The organism is Saccharibacter floricola DSM 15669 (genome assembly GCF_000378165.1).
Lineage (GTDB): Bacteria > Pseudomonadota > Alphaproteobacteria > Acetobacterales > Acetobacteraceae > Saccharibacter > Saccharibacter floricola.
On sequence record NZ_KB899333.1, the window covers coordinates 123,487 to 138,868 of the forward strand.

Annotated in this window: 20 protein-coding genes; 16 read left to right on the top strand and 4 right to left on the bottom strand. The window is 52.6% G+C overall.

Features of this window, described 5'->3' with window-relative positions; translation table 11 throughout:
- Nucleotides 1-29 precede the first annotated feature (29 nt).
- The 6 genes from F457_RS0100555 (at nucleotide 30) to gloA (ending at nucleotide 4,736) form a co-directional block, all read left to right on the top strand.
- On the top strand, nucleotides 30-959 hold the full coding sequence (locus F457_RS0100555) for an OmpH family outer membrane protein (RefSeq protein WP_018979177.1): 930 nt from the start codon (nucleotides 30-32) through the stop codon (nucleotides 957-959).
- Nucleotides 960-992: 33 nt separating this feature from the next.
- Nucleotides 993-2,030 carry a UDP-3-O-(3-hydroxymyristoyl)glucosamine N-acyltransferase gene (gene lpxD, locus F457_RS0100560; protein ID WP_018979178.1) on the top strand — a complete coding sequence of 346 codons (1,038 nt, stop codon included), beginning with the start codon at nucleotides 993-995 and terminating at the stop codon, nucleotides 2,028-2,030.
- Between the two features lie 104 nt (nucleotides 2,031-2,134).
- Nucleotides 2,135-2,605 carry a 3-hydroxyacyl-ACP dehydratase FabZ gene (gene fabZ / locus F457_RS0100565; RefSeq protein ID WP_018979179.1) on the top strand — a complete coding sequence of 157 codons (471 nt, stop codon included), beginning with the start codon at nucleotides 2,135-2,137 and terminating at the stop codon, nucleotides 2,603-2,605.
- 4 nt (nucleotides 2,606-2,609) lie between these two features.
- The gene (gene lpxA, locus F457_RS0100570) at nucleotides 2,610-3,473 is read left to right on the top strand and encodes an acyl-ACP--UDP-N-acetylglucosamine O-acyltransferase (protein WP_026294047.1); all 864 of its coding nucleotides are present in this window, start codon (nucleotides 2,610-2,612) and stop codon (nucleotides 3,471-3,473) included.
- An 8-nt stretch (nucleotides 3,474-3,481) separates the two neighbouring features.
- Nucleotides 3,482-4,315, top strand: a complete 834-nt coding sequence (locus F457_RS0100575) for an LpxI family protein (RefSeq protein ID WP_040920571.1) — start codon at nucleotides 3,482-3,484, stop codon at nucleotides 4,313-4,315.
- Nucleotides 4,316-4,340: 25 nt separating this feature from the next.
- A complete protein-coding gene (gene gloA / locus F457_RS0100580; protein ID WP_026294048.1) occupies nucleotides 4,341-4,736 on the top strand; it encodes a lactoylglutathione lyase in 396 nt (131 codons plus the stop codon).
- A gap of 90 nt (nucleotides 4,737-4,826) precedes the next feature.
- Here the strand turns inward: gloA and F457_RS13195 are convergent, their stop codons facing one another.
- A complete protein-coding gene (locus tag F457_RS13195) occupies nucleotides 4,827-5,495 on the bottom strand; it encodes a YkgJ family cysteine cluster protein (RefSeq protein ID WP_156809299.1) in 669 nt (222 codons plus the stop codon).
- A 323-nt stretch (nucleotides 5,496-5,818) separates the two neighbouring features.
- On the opposite strand from F457_RS13195, the gene rpmH reads away from it, so the two are divergent.
- From rpmH to dapE, 8 genes are all read left to right on the top strand, one after another.
- Nucleotides 5,819-5,953 (top strand): 50S ribosomal protein L34, encoded by a 135-nt coding sequence (gene rpmH, locus F457_RS0100590; RefSeq protein ID WP_018979184.1) that lies wholly within the window; start codon nucleotides 5,819-5,821, stop codon nucleotides 5,951-5,953.
- On the top strand, nucleotides 5,953-6,300 hold the full coding sequence (gene rnpA, locus F457_RS0100595; protein ID WP_373316375.1) for a ribonuclease P protein component: 348 nt from the start codon (nucleotides 5,953-5,955) through the stop codon (nucleotides 6,298-6,300). Before rpmH ends, rnpA begins: the two co-directional genes overlap by 1 nt.
- Nucleotides 6,301-6,307: 7 nt before the next feature.
- A complete protein-coding gene (gene yidD / locus F457_RS13470) occupies nucleotides 6,308-6,529 on the top strand; it encodes a membrane protein insertion efficiency factor YidD (RefSeq protein ID WP_083912680.1) in 222 nt (73 codons plus the stop codon).
- Nucleotides 6,530-6,689: 160 nt separating this feature from the next.
- The gene (gene yidC, locus F457_RS0100600; protein WP_018979186.1) at nucleotides 6,690-8,420 is read left to right on the top strand and encodes a membrane protein insertase YidC; all 1,731 of its coding nucleotides are present in this window, start codon (nucleotides 6,690-6,692) and stop codon (nucleotides 8,418-8,420) included.
- Between the two features lie 5 nt (nucleotides 8,421-8,425).
- Nucleotides 8,426-9,097, top strand: a complete 672-nt coding sequence (gene yihA / locus F457_RS0100605; protein ID WP_018979187.1) for a ribosome biogenesis GTP-binding protein YihA/YsxC — start codon at nucleotides 8,426-8,428, stop codon at nucleotides 9,095-9,097.
- Nucleotides 9,098-9,111: 14 nt separating this feature from the next.
- Entirely contained in the window at nucleotides 9,112-10,056 is a 945-nt protein-coding gene (gene argB / locus F457_RS0100610; RefSeq protein WP_018979188.1) for an acetylglutamate kinase, read from the top strand.
- A gap of 106 nt (nucleotides 10,057-10,162) precedes the next feature.
- A complete protein-coding gene (gene dapD, locus F457_RS0100615) occupies nucleotides 10,163-10,993 on the top strand; it encodes a 2,3,4,5-tetrahydropyridine-2,6-dicarboxylate N-succinyltransferase (protein ID WP_018979189.1) in 831 nt (276 codons plus the stop codon).
- Nucleotides 10,994-10,997: 4 nt separating this feature from the next.
- Nucleotides 10,998-12,143, top strand: coding sequence for a succinyl-diaminopimelate desuccinylase (dapE, locus tag F457_RS0100620; protein ID WP_018979190.1), 1,146 nt, complete (start codon nucleotides 10,998-11,000; stop codon nucleotides 12,141-12,143).
- Nucleotides 12,144-12,161: 18 nt separating this feature from the next.
- Here dapE and truA read toward each other — a convergent pair whose 3' ends face one another.
- Genes truA through def form a run of 3 tightly spaced genes read right to left on the bottom strand, consistent with a single transcriptional unit; the run spans nucleotide 12,162 to nucleotide 14,420 of the window.
- Nucleotides 12,162-12,959, bottom strand: coding sequence for a tRNA pseudouridine(38-40) synthase TruA (gene truA / locus F457_RS0100625; RefSeq protein WP_018979191.1), 798 nt, complete (start codon nucleotides 12,957-12,959; stop codon nucleotides 12,162-12,164).
- Nucleotides 12,952-13,863: a methionyl-tRNA formyltransferase gene (gene fmt / locus F457_RS0100630; protein ID WP_018979192.1), complete on the bottom strand. Its 912-nt coding sequence runs from the start codon at nucleotides 13,861-13,863 to the stop codon at nucleotides 12,952-12,954. Before fmt ends, truA begins: the two co-directional genes overlap by 8 nt.
- Before the next feature lie 8 nt (nucleotides 13,864-13,871).
- Nucleotides 13,872-14,420: a peptide deformylase gene (gene def / locus F457_RS0100635; RefSeq protein ID WP_026294050.1), complete on the bottom strand. Its 549-nt coding sequence runs from the start codon at nucleotides 14,418-14,420 to the stop codon at nucleotides 13,872-13,874.
- Between the two features lie 166 nt (nucleotides 14,421-14,586).
- Between def and F457_RS0100640 the strand changes: the two genes are divergently transcribed.
- Both F457_RS0100640 and F457_RS0100645 read left to right on the top strand, forming a co-directional pair.
- A complete protein-coding gene (locus tag F457_RS0100640) occupies nucleotides 14,587-15,111 on the top strand; it encodes an Hsp20 family protein (RefSeq protein WP_018979194.1) in 525 nt (174 codons plus the stop codon).
- Nucleotides 15,101-15,352 carry a DUF1150 family protein gene (locus F457_RS0100645; RefSeq protein WP_018979195.1) on the top strand — a complete coding sequence of 84 codons (252 nt, stop codon included), beginning with the start codon at nucleotides 15,101-15,103 and terminating at the stop codon, nucleotides 15,350-15,352. Before F457_RS0100640 ends, F457_RS0100645 begins: the two co-directional genes overlap by 11 nt.
- Nucleotides 15,353-15,382 lie beyond the last annotated feature (30 nt).

Here is a 15,382-nt window from a genome sequence, read left to right on the forward strand (position 1 = left end):
GTTCTTGTATAGTTGCAGAGAGATTGATTATGCCGCGCTTTTCTTTGACCCGAACACTGACAGCTTTAAGTGCCCTGACCATGCTCCCATTAACGCATGCTTATGCACAAGGGGGGAATGGTGGATGGTTTGTTCCTAAAAGTCAGCAAGCACCAGCAGCGCCTCCACGGCATGCTGCGCCAGTGGCTGCTCCCGAACCAGAGCCTATGGATGATGATGGCTCAGGAGGAGATGGGGGCCCTGTAGATAATGGGGCAGGAGGTCAGAATCCTCCGCCCGTTTTGCCTCTTCCTCCTGTTCCGGCAGCTCCTGCTATCGCGAAAGAAGCACCACCGCCTGCTGCGGCGATTGGTATTATTAGTGTGCAGGGCGTTATGCAGCTTTCTACAGCAGCGCAAGAAATTCAGCAGGTTCTTGGCGCGCGTCGCGATCGTTTAGCGCATGAAGTGCAGAAAGAGGAAGCCGCTTGGCGAGGAGAGCAGCAGAAGCTGCAAGTGCAGGCGCGCTCTCTGACCTCTGATCAGCTTCAGATTCGCGTGCGGCATTTGCAGGAACGCCGCGCTAAAGACCAGCATGTTTTTGGCAATCAGGCGCGTATCATTCAGGAAGCGTATCAGGTTGCGTTCCATCAGATCGAACGTGTGCTGGAGCAACATGATGGGATTGTCTCCCGTGTAGCGGCCGCACGCGGCATGAATTTAATCTTACATGCCGAGCAAGCTGTGTTGCATGTGGATGGCCAAGATATTACCGAGGAAGTGGCAAGCCACTTGAACCAAGTGCTCCCACATGTTTTCATTCCCGATGATGGTGCCGATCCAGAAGAGCTTGCGCGTTCTGGGAAAATGGCCACCACGGCTGATGAAGAAAGCATGATGCGTCAGGCTGCGTCAGCACCACAACAAAGCGGTACGTCCGCTCAGCCTCAGGCGTCAACATCAGTGCTGCGCCGACATTAATAGGTTAGACATAACAAGCTAGAGGAGGCGGCTATGTCAGCGTCTTTCCCCGGAGAGGGGGCTTTTTTCCAGAGACGAGGGCCGTTTTCCCTAGCGGATGTCAAACAGGCCATAGGTCTTCCACGAGACCATGGCGCAGAGGAGGCGGTTGAGTATGAGGGGGTAGCTCCTCTTCATACAGCGACTAAACGGCATATCAGCTTTCTTGATAACCGCCGCTATTTACCTCTTTTAAAAGAGACGCACGCTGGGGCTATTGTTGTCTCCCGTGCGTTTGCTGATTCGGTTCCTTCAGATACCGTTCCTTTGGTGTGTGAGAGTCCCTATTTAGCGTGGTCACGCGTAGCGCGTTTGTTCCACCCTATCGTTCCTTCACGGTCTGTGCGTCATCCAAGTGCTATCATTGGGCAAAATGTCGAGATCGGTGAGAATGTCGAGATTGGCCCATTCGTGACCATTGGTGATGGGGCGCGTATTGGTGATGGTTGTGTCATTGCGGGGCACGTGGCGATTGGCGCAGCCGTAGAAATAGGAGCGGGGTGCCGGATTGGTTCTCATGTTACTGTTTCTCACGCGATTTTAGGAGAACGGGTTGTTCTCTACCCAGGCGTGCGTATTGGGCAAGATGGGTTTGGATTTGCCGTTGGGCCGGATGGGTTTGAGACTGTTCCACAGTTAGGGCGTGTCCTGTTGGGCGACGGCGTGGAAATTGGTGCAAATTCAACCATCGATCGTGGCTCTATGAAAGATACGGTGATCGGTGGGGGAAGCCGCATCGATAATCTCGTTCAGATTGGCCATAATGTAACATTGGGACGGTGTTGCATTGTCGTTGCGCAAGCAGGAATTTCTGGATCGACGGAGCTTGAAGACTTTGTGACAGTTGCGGCACAAGCTGGGCTTATTGGGCATATTCATATTGGCGAAAAAGCCCGTGTTGGTGCCCAATGTGGCGTTATGTCCGACGTTGAAGCGGGCGCTGATGTTATTGGAAGCCCTGCAATGCCTTTTAGAGAATTTTTCCGTAATGTAGCGACGCTACGGAAACTTTCGCGAAAGAAACCTTCATGATGGTTTTTTCTATCGAGTTTTGATAGATAACGTTCACATGCCGTTCGTCTTGCTTAAGCGGAGAGCGGTAAGCTTCTGGTGAGAATGGTAGGAAGGTAGAGGTAGTGGACGAAGCGACTGAGCTGACGCATCAGGTTCCCGAGAGCGTTGACATCCAGCAGATCATGAAAGCGATTCCGCATCGCTATCCTTTTCTTCTGGTTGATAAGATGGAAGAAATTAAAGCGGCTGAATCAGCGGTTGGCATTAAAAATGTCACCATGAATGAGCCGTTCTTTCAAGGGCATTTCCCGTCACGCCCTGTTATGCCGGGCGTTTTGATTGTTGAGGCGATGGCTCAGACGGCGGCCACGTTGGTTGTGCTGACGCTGGGGGAAGCTTTCGAAGGGAAGCTAGTTTATTTCATGACGGTAGAGAATGCTAAGTTCCGTCGTCCTGTTGGGCCCGGAGATCAGCTTCGTATCCACGTCAAGAAAGAACGTGCGCGCGGGAATGTATGGCGGTTCCGTGGTGTTGCACGTGTTGATGACGTCTCTGTTGCGGAAGCATCTTTTAGTGCGATGATCGTGGACTAATTTCATGGAGGACATGGCGGACCAAGCGGTTCAATGTGAGATACATCCAACAGCTATCGTGGATCCAAATGCTTCTTTAGGTCGTCATGTTGCAATTGGTCCGTGGTGTTGCATTGGTCCTCATGTTCGTTTGGGTGACGGTGTGCGGTTGCATGCTTCCGTGATCGTAGATGGGCATACGACCCTTGACGATGGGGTGGAGGTTTATCCCTTTGCAACGATTGGCCTTGCACCGCAGGATCTGAAATATGCTGGTGAACCAACCCGCTGTCATATTGGCGCACGGACTATTTTACGAGAAAGTGTCACCGTCCATCGTGGGACATCCCAGGCACATGGGGAAACGCGTATTGGGCATGATTGCCTTCTGATGGCTAATGCTCATGTCGCTCATGATTGTGTGTTGGGTGATCACGTCATTATCGTGAATAATGTTGTCATGGGTGGGCACGTCTCCATTGAAGATGGCGCGCGTATTATGGGGTCTGCAGCGATTCATCAATTTGTGCGGATTGGTCGTGGCGCTGTCGTTGGTGGGCTTTGTGGGGTAGAGATGGATGTCCTGCCTTATGGGAGTGTCCTTGGTAATCGCGCCCGTCTTGTTGGGCTTAACTGGGTTGGTTTGAAGCGCTCAGGGGTGAGTGCTGAAGAAGTTCAGCTGATGCGTCGCGCCTTTCGCCATCTTTATCCAAGAGCGGGCGTTGAGGGGCGTGTTTTGCGCCAGCGTATGGATGATGTGCGGGAGCGGTATGGTCATATTGACCGTGTTGCCGAAATGCTTGTTTTTATGGAGGCTCCTTCGCAACGAGGGCTGACACGGGCTGCCAGCCGTACTCTTATGGAACAAATTGACCGTGATGCCGGGTGAGTGCGTTCGTGAAGACGCGTGAAACTGTCGGCATTATTGCGGGTGGAGGCCCTCTTCCTGCGCAGCTTGCCCAGGCTGTGCAACGGCAAGGGAGAGCAGTCTTCCTTGTCGGAATCGCGGGGTTTGCGAACCCTGAGCTTTTATCCCCTTTTCCTCATCGCTTCTGTCGTCTTGCCGCTGCTGGTGAGATCTTGGACGCGTTTCGTGCGCATCATTGCCGCGAGCTTGTGCTGATTGGGCCGATTAAACGGCCTGCATGGCGTGACCTTAAACCTGATGCCGAAGGGGCGCGTATCCTTATGCGGTTAGGGCGTGCTGTTTTTAGCGGCGATGATGGATTGCTTGCCTCTGTGGTGCGGGTATTAGAAGAAAAAGGATTTGCCGTACGGGGCGCGCATGAATTTCTTCATGACGAGCTTGGGCCGAGAGGAGCGCTAGGCCGGATTGAGCCTGATGAGCAAGCGCATCGTGATATGGAACGTGCTGCTCGTGTGTTGCGTGTTATGGCCCCTCTTGATATTGGCCAAGGGTGTGTTGTGCAAAATGGTCTTGTCTTGGCCGTAGAGGCTCTAGAAGGAACCGATGGTATGCTGCAACGATGTCGAGCGTTGAAGCAAGAAGGCGTCGGTGGTATCCTGCTAAAGATGCCTAAAACGGGTCAGGAACTTCGTGCTGATATGCCCGCGTTAGGAGCGGAGACAGTACGGCGTGCGGCCGAAGCGGGTCTGCGTGGCATCGCTTTTGCGGCTGGTGGCACGCTCCTTATGAATAAACAAGAATGTGTAAAAGAAGCAGACCGTTTAGGGCTCTTCTTATATGGTTACGCGCCGCGTGTATCATGATCGTTTTGGAAGGATGTAAAAGCGTATGAGTAGTTATCTACATACGATGGTTCGTATTCGTGACATTGACCGCAGCCTTGCTTTCTATCGCCTCTTGGGGATGAAGGAGCTGCGTCGCAGTGAGGTGCGTGAAGGCCGCTATACGCTCATTTATATCGGCTTTACCGATAATGCTCACGGTCAAGCAGAAATCGAGTTGACGTATAATTGGGATCAGACCGAAGATTATACGATCGGTAGTGGCTTTGGTCATTTTGCGGTGGGCGTTCCTAATGTTGCTGCAACCGTTGAAGAGATACGGCAAGGCGGCGGGAAGGTTACCCGTGAGGCAGGGCCTTTGAAATTTGGGACGATTATTATCGCCTTTGTTGAAGATCCTGACGGATATAAAATTGAGCTGATTGAAAAGCCTGACGCCTAATGTAGAGATGTCAGCGATGTAATAGAGCCCAGCCCATTACGGTGCTGGGCTTTTTTTATGGATAAGACGCCCTCAAAACATAATGGAGGGTTATGAGGCGGTGTTGTCAGAAAAGAGACGATCGCCTTTAAGCCATTTTTGGGTGTTGTCATCTGTTTTTAATAGGGCAGCGACGGCATCGTCTAAAAAGACCGGGCCAGCGTCAAGGTTGAGTGCTTGTTCGGCATTTTTGAGGTGATCTTCCAAAACGAAAAGGAAAATCATATTCTGATGAGCTGCGTGAGCGTCATCACCCTGATAGCCTTTTTCCTCTTCGCAATAGTGGCCCTTGAGACAGAGTGCTAAGTCAAAGCTATAATAGCCACGACAGACAGGTGGACGGTTTTCATAAATGGAGCAAGCACCATTAAAGTGGAAAGGGCAGAAAGCAGCTTCATTGTCCAAGCGCTCTTCAATGATGCGTAACTTTTCTTCTGAAAGTGTCTTTTGAGCGTGGTCTAATGTTACGAAAGCCCACAGCGGATTGACTTCGATGCGATTATGGCAGCACGTGCCGCAGCCCTCCCGGCATGCAAGAGGAGGGGTAGGGCGGATTTCTTGAAGATGGGCATCAACCTGCTCACATTGGCGCAGAATAGCGTGGCCAAGCGTGATAATATCGTGAGCCGTGCGAAGCGTAGGAAGCTTCTCGCTTAACCATTGATCCATTGTTGAAATATGGTCGCGCATATACGCAAGCGGCGAAGGGGAATGTGTCACGCGTCTTTCCTCGGTCTGGGGGGATGAAAGGACAGCAGCGGTCAAAAGCGCTCAATGATAAAGCAGGAGCCTTGCCCCCTAGCGGATTAGGGACGGGTACGACAAGGGATGGAGGCGACGCTTTTGCAAAGAAAAATTGCAGTACTCAAGACGCGATATATCATGAACATTATTGAAGAAGACTGTATAACGTGGGAACAGGATTGACAGTCTTGAAGAGCAGCCTTACAAGCTCCACACGAATGTAGAAGGGTGTCGTGTAGCACGCCCTGTTCCTATACGCGCTTTTGCGGGCGTGTTTGTTGTTTAGAGGATGAATAATCATGAAGCGCACGTATCAACCTTCCCGCCTGGTTCGTAAGCGTCGTCACGGCTTCCGTACGCGTTCTGCAACTGTTGGTGGCCGTCGCGTTCTAGCGAACCGCCGCGCAAAAGGACGTAAGAAACTGTCTGCCTAATCATGAAACAGCCTGACCGCCTTCAGAAGCGGTCGCAGTTTCTATATGTGGCCCGAAAGGGCCGCAAGATTGTGACCCCCGGTTTGATTGCGCAAGTTTTGCCATGTCAGGGGGCGCAAGCGGCGTCTGTCGGTTTTACGGTTACGAAGAAAGTCGGTAATTCCGTTATTCGTAATCGGACAAAGCGCCGGTTACGGGAGGCTTTGCGTCTTACCGTCCAAGAGCATGGTCTTTCAGGAGGGCAGCTCGTTTTTATTGGGCGTGCGGCGACGCGGAGTCGACCTTTTGAGAAGTTAAAGCAAGATGTCCAAAAAGCTGTTTTGGCATTGAGCGACGCACACAAGTAGCGTTCCTGTGAGGCGAATTCTCTCATTTGTCCTTCTGAGTCTCATCTGTTTTTATCGCCTCGCGATTAGTCCTTTGTTAGGGCGTAACTGTCGTTTTCATCCAACCTGTAGCGCGTATGCTTTGGTGGTGATCCAGCGGCATGGGCCTTTTCGAGGGGGATGGCTGACTATATGTCGACTCATGCGCTGTCATCCTTTTCATGAAGGTGGCATTGATCCGCCTCCTTAAAGAAAAATAGCGTTTGAGTGGCGGTCTATCGCGCATTGTGGTGCTGAGTGATGATGAAAACTTATAGGAAAATCACGTCAGCTATTGTTTTGAGGGCTTTTTTCCGTCACTGAAGAGAGAAATTCGCCCTCCAGTAAGATGAAAGAGCGGCCTTAGCCCGATGGAAAGTAGCAAACGCACTCTTTTGGCCATTGTTGTCTCGGCCATAATTTTGGTTGGTTTCAACTATTTTATGCCGAAACCACCGCACCAAGAATCCTCCCATAGTTCAACGCCTGCGCAGACATCTGCGCCAGCACCGGTGCCAACCTCTCAAGAAGCAAAGCAGGATGATGCGTCTTTGGCTGATAAGCCAGCTCGTCGCCTGACGATTGCAGGGGCTGATGTAAAGGGCTCGCTTAATCTGCGTGGCGCTCGGCTCGATGACCTTGTATTGACGCGTTATCGTGAGACACTGGCTAAAGATAGCCCTCTCGTGCGTCTGCTGGATCGCGCAACGAGCGAGCACCCAAGCTATCTCGTTATTGGTTGGCACAATGCGCCAGGCTATACAACGCGCCTTCCAGATGCGGCAACAGAGTGGCAAACAGAGGCAACAGAGCTTGCTCCTGGCAAGCCCGTTACCTTGCATTGGGACAATGGAGCGGGGGTGACCTTCCAGATTCATCTGAGTTTGGATGATCATTACATGTTTGATGTGCAGCAGGAGGTGAGTAACCAGTCTGGCCAACCTGTTTCTGTTTATCCGTTCCAGCGTGTGCAACGTGACTATCTTCCGGCTGATACGGGCTCTTTAACAGCCTATGAAGGGCCAATTGCGGTCATGAATGGGACATTGGCTGATAATGGATATAAAAACCTGCGGAAAGGCAGCGATGCGCCTGAGCATGTATCATGGCAAACGACAGGCCAAGGTGGCTGGGGCGGCATTACAGATAAATACTGGCTAACAGCGATTGGTGCTGATGCGGGGGCCCAAGTCTCAGCACGTTATGCTTATGACCCACAGCTAGGCCGTGGTGGTTCTTATCAGGTTACCTTTGCAAGCCGTGACCCACAGTTGGTTCAGCAGGGTGCAACGCTTGGCTTTGCAAGTCATCTATTTACCGGTGCAAAAGTTCCCAGTTTGCTTCAGACCTATGGAGAGAAGTTAAAGCTGCCAGATTTTGATAAAGCGATCGACTTTGGCTGGTTTAGCTTTATTACACGCCCCATTCTTTATCTGCTGCATTGGCTTTATGTGCATATCGGCAATTTCGGTCTGGCTCTGATGGCACTGACCTTGATTGTTAAGATTGTCTTCTTCCCGCTTGCATCCAAAGCGGCAACTTCTGCAGCGCGGATGCGCTTAGTTGCTCCGAAAGTGACGGAAATACGCGAGAAGTTTAAAGATGATCCGATGGCGATGAACCAGAAGATCATGGCGCTGTATAAAGAGGAAAAGATTAATCCGGCGGGTGGCTGTTTGCCGATCTTGATCCAGATGCCGATCTTCTTCTGTCTTTATAAAATGCTTAATATCAGCATTGATGAGCGCCATGCGCCTTTCTTTGGGTGGATTCGTGATTTGTCCGTGCCGGATCCGACAAATCTGCTTAATTTGTTGGGACTCATTCCCTATGACCCGACCCAGCTTGCATCCTTCCTGCATGTAAGCATCTGGGGCACAGCGTTGGGTGTGACGTTCTGGCTTATGCAGCGTCAGAGCATGGTGAGTATGGATCCAGCTCAGGCACGTATCATGCAGTTTATGCCGCTGGTTTACGTATTTATTATGTCGGGATTCCCGGCGAGCCTCTTGGTGTATTATACATGGAATAACCTGCTGACCTTTGCGCAGCAGTATTATATTCAAAATCACACCAAGCTGCCGAAGCCGGTGAAGCGCTGAGAGGAATGACCAACGTGAAGGAACTCCCCGGAGAGCTGACAGCAGAAGAGGTGGAAGAGGGCCGTCGCCTTTTCGCAGGTGAGTGTGATTTCTTCTACGGTGCGCAATCACTGGAGCAATTGCCGGAGATTGGCCGTGCTGAAATTGCTTTTGCGGGGCGTTCCAATGTTGGCAAGTCAAGCATTATCAATGCGCTGACGAACCGTCGTGCATTGGCGCGCGCCTCTTCTGAGCCTGGACGCACCAAACAGTTGAACTTTTTTAACCTAGCTGGGCGTCTTACCTTGGTGGATATGCCCGGCTATGGCTTTGCAAAAGCTGCTAAGGCGGTCAAAGAGGATTGGCAACGCACGATGTTTGCGTATCTACGTGGACGTCCAACGTTAGAGCGTGTCGTGTTACTGATTGATGGTCGTATTGGGTTGAAAAAGTCAGACCGTGAGGTGTGTGAGCTTCTCAATAAGGCTGCCGTTGTTTTCCAGATCGTGTTGACGAAATGCGATTATCTCTCTGAAGCCGCCTTGCGCGCTCGTGTTGAAGAGGCGCAGGCCGTCGTGGCCGCCCATGCGGCTGCTTATCCCCATGTTCTTCCGACTAGCAGCACAACAGGGCTTGGAATACCTGATTTGCGCGCGATGATGGCGCGTTTTGCTGAGCCTGCTTCTCCCCGCCAGTAAGGACCCCTCGAACCATGACAGAGCCTTCTTCCGATTCTCATAAATCCATGTCTGCACCAGAAGAGCTCATAACAGCCGAGGCACTGGGCGAGCAGCAGCAGGCGGCTATTTTGGCGGGTGCACTGCCTTATTTGCGGCAATATGCGGGTGATACCATCGTGGTGAAATATGGTGGTCACGCTATGGTAGAGGATGGTCTGGCAGCAACATTTGGACGTGATGTTGCGCTGCTGAAGCAGGTCGGTATCAATCCCATCATTGTACATGGTGGCGGCCCGCAGATTAATGCTGTTTTGAAAAAGCTTGCTATCGAATCGCAGTTTATTGATGGGCTGCGTGTGACGGATCAATCCGTTGTCGAGGTGATCGAAATGGTGTTGTCTGGCACCGTTAATAAGCGTGTGGCGGATTTAATTAGCCGTGCTGGCGCTCTAGCTGCTGGGATTTCTGGGCGTGATGGGCGTCTCATTCAAGCACGGAAGCTTCATCATACACGTCGTGTGGGAGAGCACGCAGAAGACGTTGATCTTGGTTATGTAGGAACACCGGAGACGGTTGATCCTCGCGTCTTGTATGCGTTGCTCGGGGCTGGGCTTATTCCGGTTGTGGCGCCTGTTGGGGCAGGGCCGAACGGGGAAACGTATAATATTAACGCTGACACAGCAGCCGGGGCTGTTGCAGGTGCGGTTAAGGCATCACGCTTGTTAATGCTGACGGATGTGCCCGGTGTGTTGGACGAAAACGGTAAACGCATCGAAGAACTCAGCGCAGACGATGCGAAGCGCCTCATCCGGGAAGGGCATATCACGGGGGGAATGATCCCTAAAGTTGAGACCTGCCTGAAAGCTGTACAAGCAGGCGCAAAAGCGGCGGTTATTTTGGATGGTCGTGTGCCTCACACCTGCTTGCTGGAGCTCTTTACGCGGGCTGGGCCGGGGACATTGATCAAAGCCTCTTAAAGAGGGGATCGGAGGATGTTGAGAGTGGGTGTCCATGTTGACTTCCACCTCAACTCCGCGCATGGTTCGGCCTGCTATTTTCATCTAAAGAAGTTGGATTATTTTCATGCAGCATGATGCTCTTCGCGCCAGCATTGACGCCCTTTGGGAAGACCGTGATAGCCTTAACTCCAAGACAGAGGGCAGCGCTCGCGAAACGATTGAAGCCGCTCTTGCCGGACTGGATAACGGCACGTTCCGCGTTGCAGAAAATACGTCAGAAGGTCGTGTGGTTCATGAATGGCTGAAAAAAGCTGTTCTGATGTCCTTCCGTCTTTATGACTCAGAGCCAATGGCTAATGCCTGCGGTGGGGCGCCTGGCTTTGATAAAGTTCCGTTGAAATTTGCCGGTTGGGGCAAAGAGGACTTCGCTAAGGCAGGCTTCCGTGCTGTCCCTGGGGCGGTTGTGCGTCGTTCCGCGCATATCGCGCCGGGTGTGGTGCTGATGCCAAGCTTTGTTAATCTTGGTGCCCGCGTTGAAAGCGGCACGATGGTGGACACATGGGCAACCGTTGGCTCCTGTGCGCAGATTGGTAAGAACTGCCATATCAGCGGTGGTGCCGGTATTGGTGGCGTTCTAGAGCCTCTTCAGGCGGCTCCTGTCATCATTGAAGATGATTGCTTTATCGGTGCGCGTTCTGAAGTGGCAGAGGGTGTGATCGTGGAGCGTGGTTCTGTGCTCTCCATGGGGGTTTTCCTTGGGGCATCGACGAAGATTATCGACCGTGCAACCGGTGACATCCATATGGGTCGTGTTCCAGCGTACTCTGTAGTTGTGCCGGGCACGCTGCCTCCTAAGACACCCGGTGGTCCAGCTTTGGCATGTGCGGTGATCGTGAAGCGTGTGGATGAGCGCACACGTTCTAAAACATCGATCAACGACCTGTTGCGCGACTAAGATCATGAGCGAGACTTCTTTCCCGACCGACCCGTTGCAGTTTTTACAAATGCTTCTCCGTTGCCGTTCGGTAACCCCCGCGGATGATGGGGCGCTGAGCGTTGTGAGTGACGCGTTGGCGGGAATGGGGTTTGAGGTGCATCGTCTGGACTTCGGGCCAGAAGAGGCACCAACGCCTAATCTCTATGCTCAACTGGGGCAGGGGCGTCCGTCTCTGTGTCTTGCTGGGCATACAGATGTCGTGCCGCCGGGTGAAGGATGGTCGGATGATCCCTTTGCTGGTGTGGTGCGTGATGGGCGGATTTACGGGCGCGGCACAGCGGATATGAAGGGCGGTATTGCCTGCTTCGTCGCGGCTGTGGCGCGTCATCTTAAGCAAAATTCGCTCAAAGGCACGCTGTCGTTCCTGATTACAGGGGACGAAGAGGGGCCTGCCCATTTTGGCACAAAACCTGTGCTTCAATGGATGAAAGAGCAGGATAAAATCCCAGATTTCTTCCTGTTGGGAGAGCCGACTAATCCCTCCGCATTAGGGGATGTGGTTAAAATTGGCCGGCGTGGCAGTCTTAATGCCGTGATTACGGTTCCGGGTGTGCAAGGACATGTGGCTTATCCGCATTTGGCCGATAATCCTGTGCATCGTCTCATCTCGGCTCTTCATGAGCTGACGGCACGCTGTCTTGATGAAGGAAGCGAGTGGTTCGCACCGTCATCGCTTCAGGTTGTCAGTGTTGATGTGGGCAACAAAGCAACGAATGTCATCCCCGGTGAGGCACAGGCGCGCTTAAATATCCGTTTTAATGACCGCCATAGCGGTGAGAGTTTGGCTTCTTGGATTAAAGAAGTCGTTGCGCGCTGGGCGCCGAAAGCGTCCGTGTCAATTGCTGTGAGCGGGGAATCGTTTTTGACGGAGCCGGGAAAAGCCGTCCAGCAGCTCAGTGCTTCGGTAAAAGACGTGACGGGGCGTGAGCCAAAGCTTGATACAGGCGGCGGGACGTCAGATGCACGTTTTATGACCCATTATGCACCAGTTGCAGAGTTTGGCCTTGTTGGGGAAACAATGCATAAATGTGACGAACATGTTGGCGTCCAGTCGCTCGAAGAGCTGACGCAGATTTACCAACATTTCATGGAACGCTTTGGCGTTTAAGAGGCGGATGAAAACCCGTTATGAGGGATCAAACGGGTTTTCAGGATAGCCGACATCCATCAAACATAAGCCATCAGCCGGAGCCGTTGGGCCCGCTTTGCAACGGTCTTTTGCCTCAAGAGCCTGTTTGACGCGTTCGGCTGGCCATTGGCCGCTACCAACAAGAGCCAGTGTACCAACCATATTGCGAACTTGATGGTGCAGAAAAGACCGTGCTTGCGTATGGATCAGAATCTTATCGTCTTGACGTGTAATGCTCAGCTCGTCCAATGTACGCAGAGCGTCCCGCGCTTGGCATGCTGCTGCACGGAAAGAAGAGAAATCATGCCAGCCGATCAAATAGTTCGCGGCTTGTTGCATGGCATCCAGATCAAGAGACTGGCGAATATGCCAAACAGTGCCATCCAAGAGCGCCGGTCGTGCAGGGCGGTTGAGAATGGTGTAGCAATAGCGCCGCCATGTGGCTGAGAAACGCGCATTCCAGTGGGGCGGAACGAGTGCTGCTTCCAAAATAGCAATCGGGTGGGGTTTTAGGTGATAATTGATCCCATCCCGCACGGCTTTGGCGGTGATATTGGCTTCTGCGGGGAAGTCTAGATGCGCCACGAGACCGGCAGCGTGAACACCTGAATCGGTTCGTCCAGCCGTAATGCTGCTAACAGGACGGTTCGCAGCCACGCGGTAGGCGGCTTCTTCAATGAGTTGTTGAACAGAGAGACCGCTTTTTTGGCGCTGCCAGCCGACATAATGCCGGCCATCAAACTCAACGCGAATAGCCCAACGGCGCACATGGGGCGGCGCGCTATCGTCAATCAAGGCGATCTCCCGTCGAAAGACTGTTCCCACGGAGAAAAGCGGCGCTATCCATCATGGCACGGCCGGGCTTTTGCAGGCGGTCAATACGCACAACGCCTTTACCACAGGCAACATGTAGCTCTTGATTGATCATCGTGCCGGCCAGAGCGGAAGAGGGGGTCTCTAAGGGTGTAACGGCCCCAATACGGAGGACTTGGCCCTTATAATGGGTGAAGCTGCCAGGCCAAGGGGTGAACGCACGGATCTGCTGGTCAATCTCATGGGCAGAGCGTGTCCAGTCAATCTGTCCATCCGTGCGACTTAAGCGCGGGGCGTAACAGCTTTGACTATCATCTTGTGCAGTGGCTGTCGGAGAGTCTGCGAGGGCTTTGACGACCAGTTGTGCGCCAAGTTCTGACAGGCGGTCATGCAGGGTGCCTGCTGTATCGTCTGGCGTAATGGGTGTGCGGCCTTCTAGCAGCACCGCACCTGTATCGAGCCCTTCATCCATCTGCATAATGGACACACCGCTTTCGCGATCGCCTGCACGGATGGCTGATTGAATGGGGGAGGCACCACGCCAGCGAGGTAGAAGGCTTGCATGAATGTTCAAACAGCCTTTGCGGGGGGCGTTAAGAATGGCCGGAGGCAAGATCAAACCATAAGCGGCGACAATCGCAGCATCTGCGTTGAGGGCAGCAAACGCTTCATGCTCTTCGTGATTATTCCGAAGACGAGCAGGGGTGCGCACCGATAAGCCGAGCGCATCGGCTGCTTCATGCACGGGCTGGCGACGCAGGCTTTTCCCGCGTCCCGCTGGGCGAGGAGGCTGAGTGTATACGGCCACAATATCGTGGCCGGCATCACGAAGAGCATGCAGAGCTGGCACAGAAAAATCTGGCGAGCCCATAAAGATGAGCCGCATAAGGCGCGTTATCTCCGCTTTTGTTCTTTGGCCAAGCGACGCAAGATCATATTGCGTTTGAGTTTGGAGAGATAATCAACAAAAAGAATGCCATCAAGATGGTCAATCTCATGTTGAATGCAGGTGGCGAGTAGCCCATCCACTTCTTGCTCAATCACCTCCCCAGCAAGCGTGCGGTAGCGCACTTTGACAGCGTCGGGGCGGACAACCTCGGCATATTGATTGGGAAGAGACAAACAGCCTTCTTCACGAGCGGCGAGGTCTTCGCTCTCATCAATGATTTCCGGGTTAATGAGTACCATAGGGGCGCGTTCTTCGTCTTCGCGTGCAACGTCAACGAGTACGAAGCGCTGGCTGATCCCAACTTGGGGAGCGGCAAGACCGATGCCCGGGGCTTTATACATCGCAGAGAACATGCCTGGGAGTGCATCGCGCACGGCGCGCACGTCATCAGGGGTGACCTCGCGTGCTTGTTGCCTCAAGACAGGCGCGGGGGCGACGAGGATGGACGTTGGGTCTACATCCTCAATCGTTTTGAGAAAATCCAGATCATTCATGAGAGAGATTTTAGCGAGGCAGAGCGATGAATGCCAGCCTTTCAACAACCTGCTTCTGTTGTTTGCTTGAAAAGTCGTTACAAAACCACATATGCTTATCAGCAAGGGAATGCCCATGTTGGGGTTCTCTCATGTTGGTCTCGCTCCTTGAGGAGGCGTATTATCTGTGTCTAGTCGTTTATTTACATCCCCCATGTTTCTTGGCTTCGACCATCTGGAACAAATGCTTGAACGTGCGTCAAAATCAACTTCGGATGGGTATCCACCCTATAATATTGAACAGCTCAGCCACACGGCGCTGCGCATTACGCTCGCGGTTGCAGGCTTTGTGATGGATGATTTGCAGATTACTCAAGAAGATAATCAGCTCGTCATTCGTGGCCGACAAGCGGACGATAGTCAGGGACGTGTGTTCCTCCATCGTGGTATTGCAGCACGTCAATTCCACAAGGCTTTTGTCTTAGCTGAAGGCATTGAGGTCGCTGGAGCATGGCTTGATAATGGCTTGCTTCATATTGACCTTTTGCGCCCGGAGCCGGAAGTGCGTGTTCGGCATATCGCTATTGCGCAAGGTAAACAGGGGAAAGAGCCTCCCGCTCCGTCTTCTGCTGAACCGAGTGAGCGTATGCGTTCTGTGCGAGAGTTAGGGCTTCCTACGGAATATGCAGGAGGGTTTGATATTGAGCGATGAGAAAGAAACACCCACTGTTTCATTAGAGTTTTTATTGGCCCGTACGCGGGCCATGACCGGGCAGGAATTGCGCACATTAGGAATATCCGAAGTCGCTTATTGCCGTTCTGTCATACAGGACGGCGCTCTTCGGGTCGCTATTCATGCTGCTGATGGAACACCTATGGCAATCATGGAAGACGAAGCAAGTGCTCTCCAAGCCATGGTTGATAATGAGCTAACCCCTGCGCTTTTGCATTAGGAAGCGCAGAGGGAATGCCTATAAAGGCTG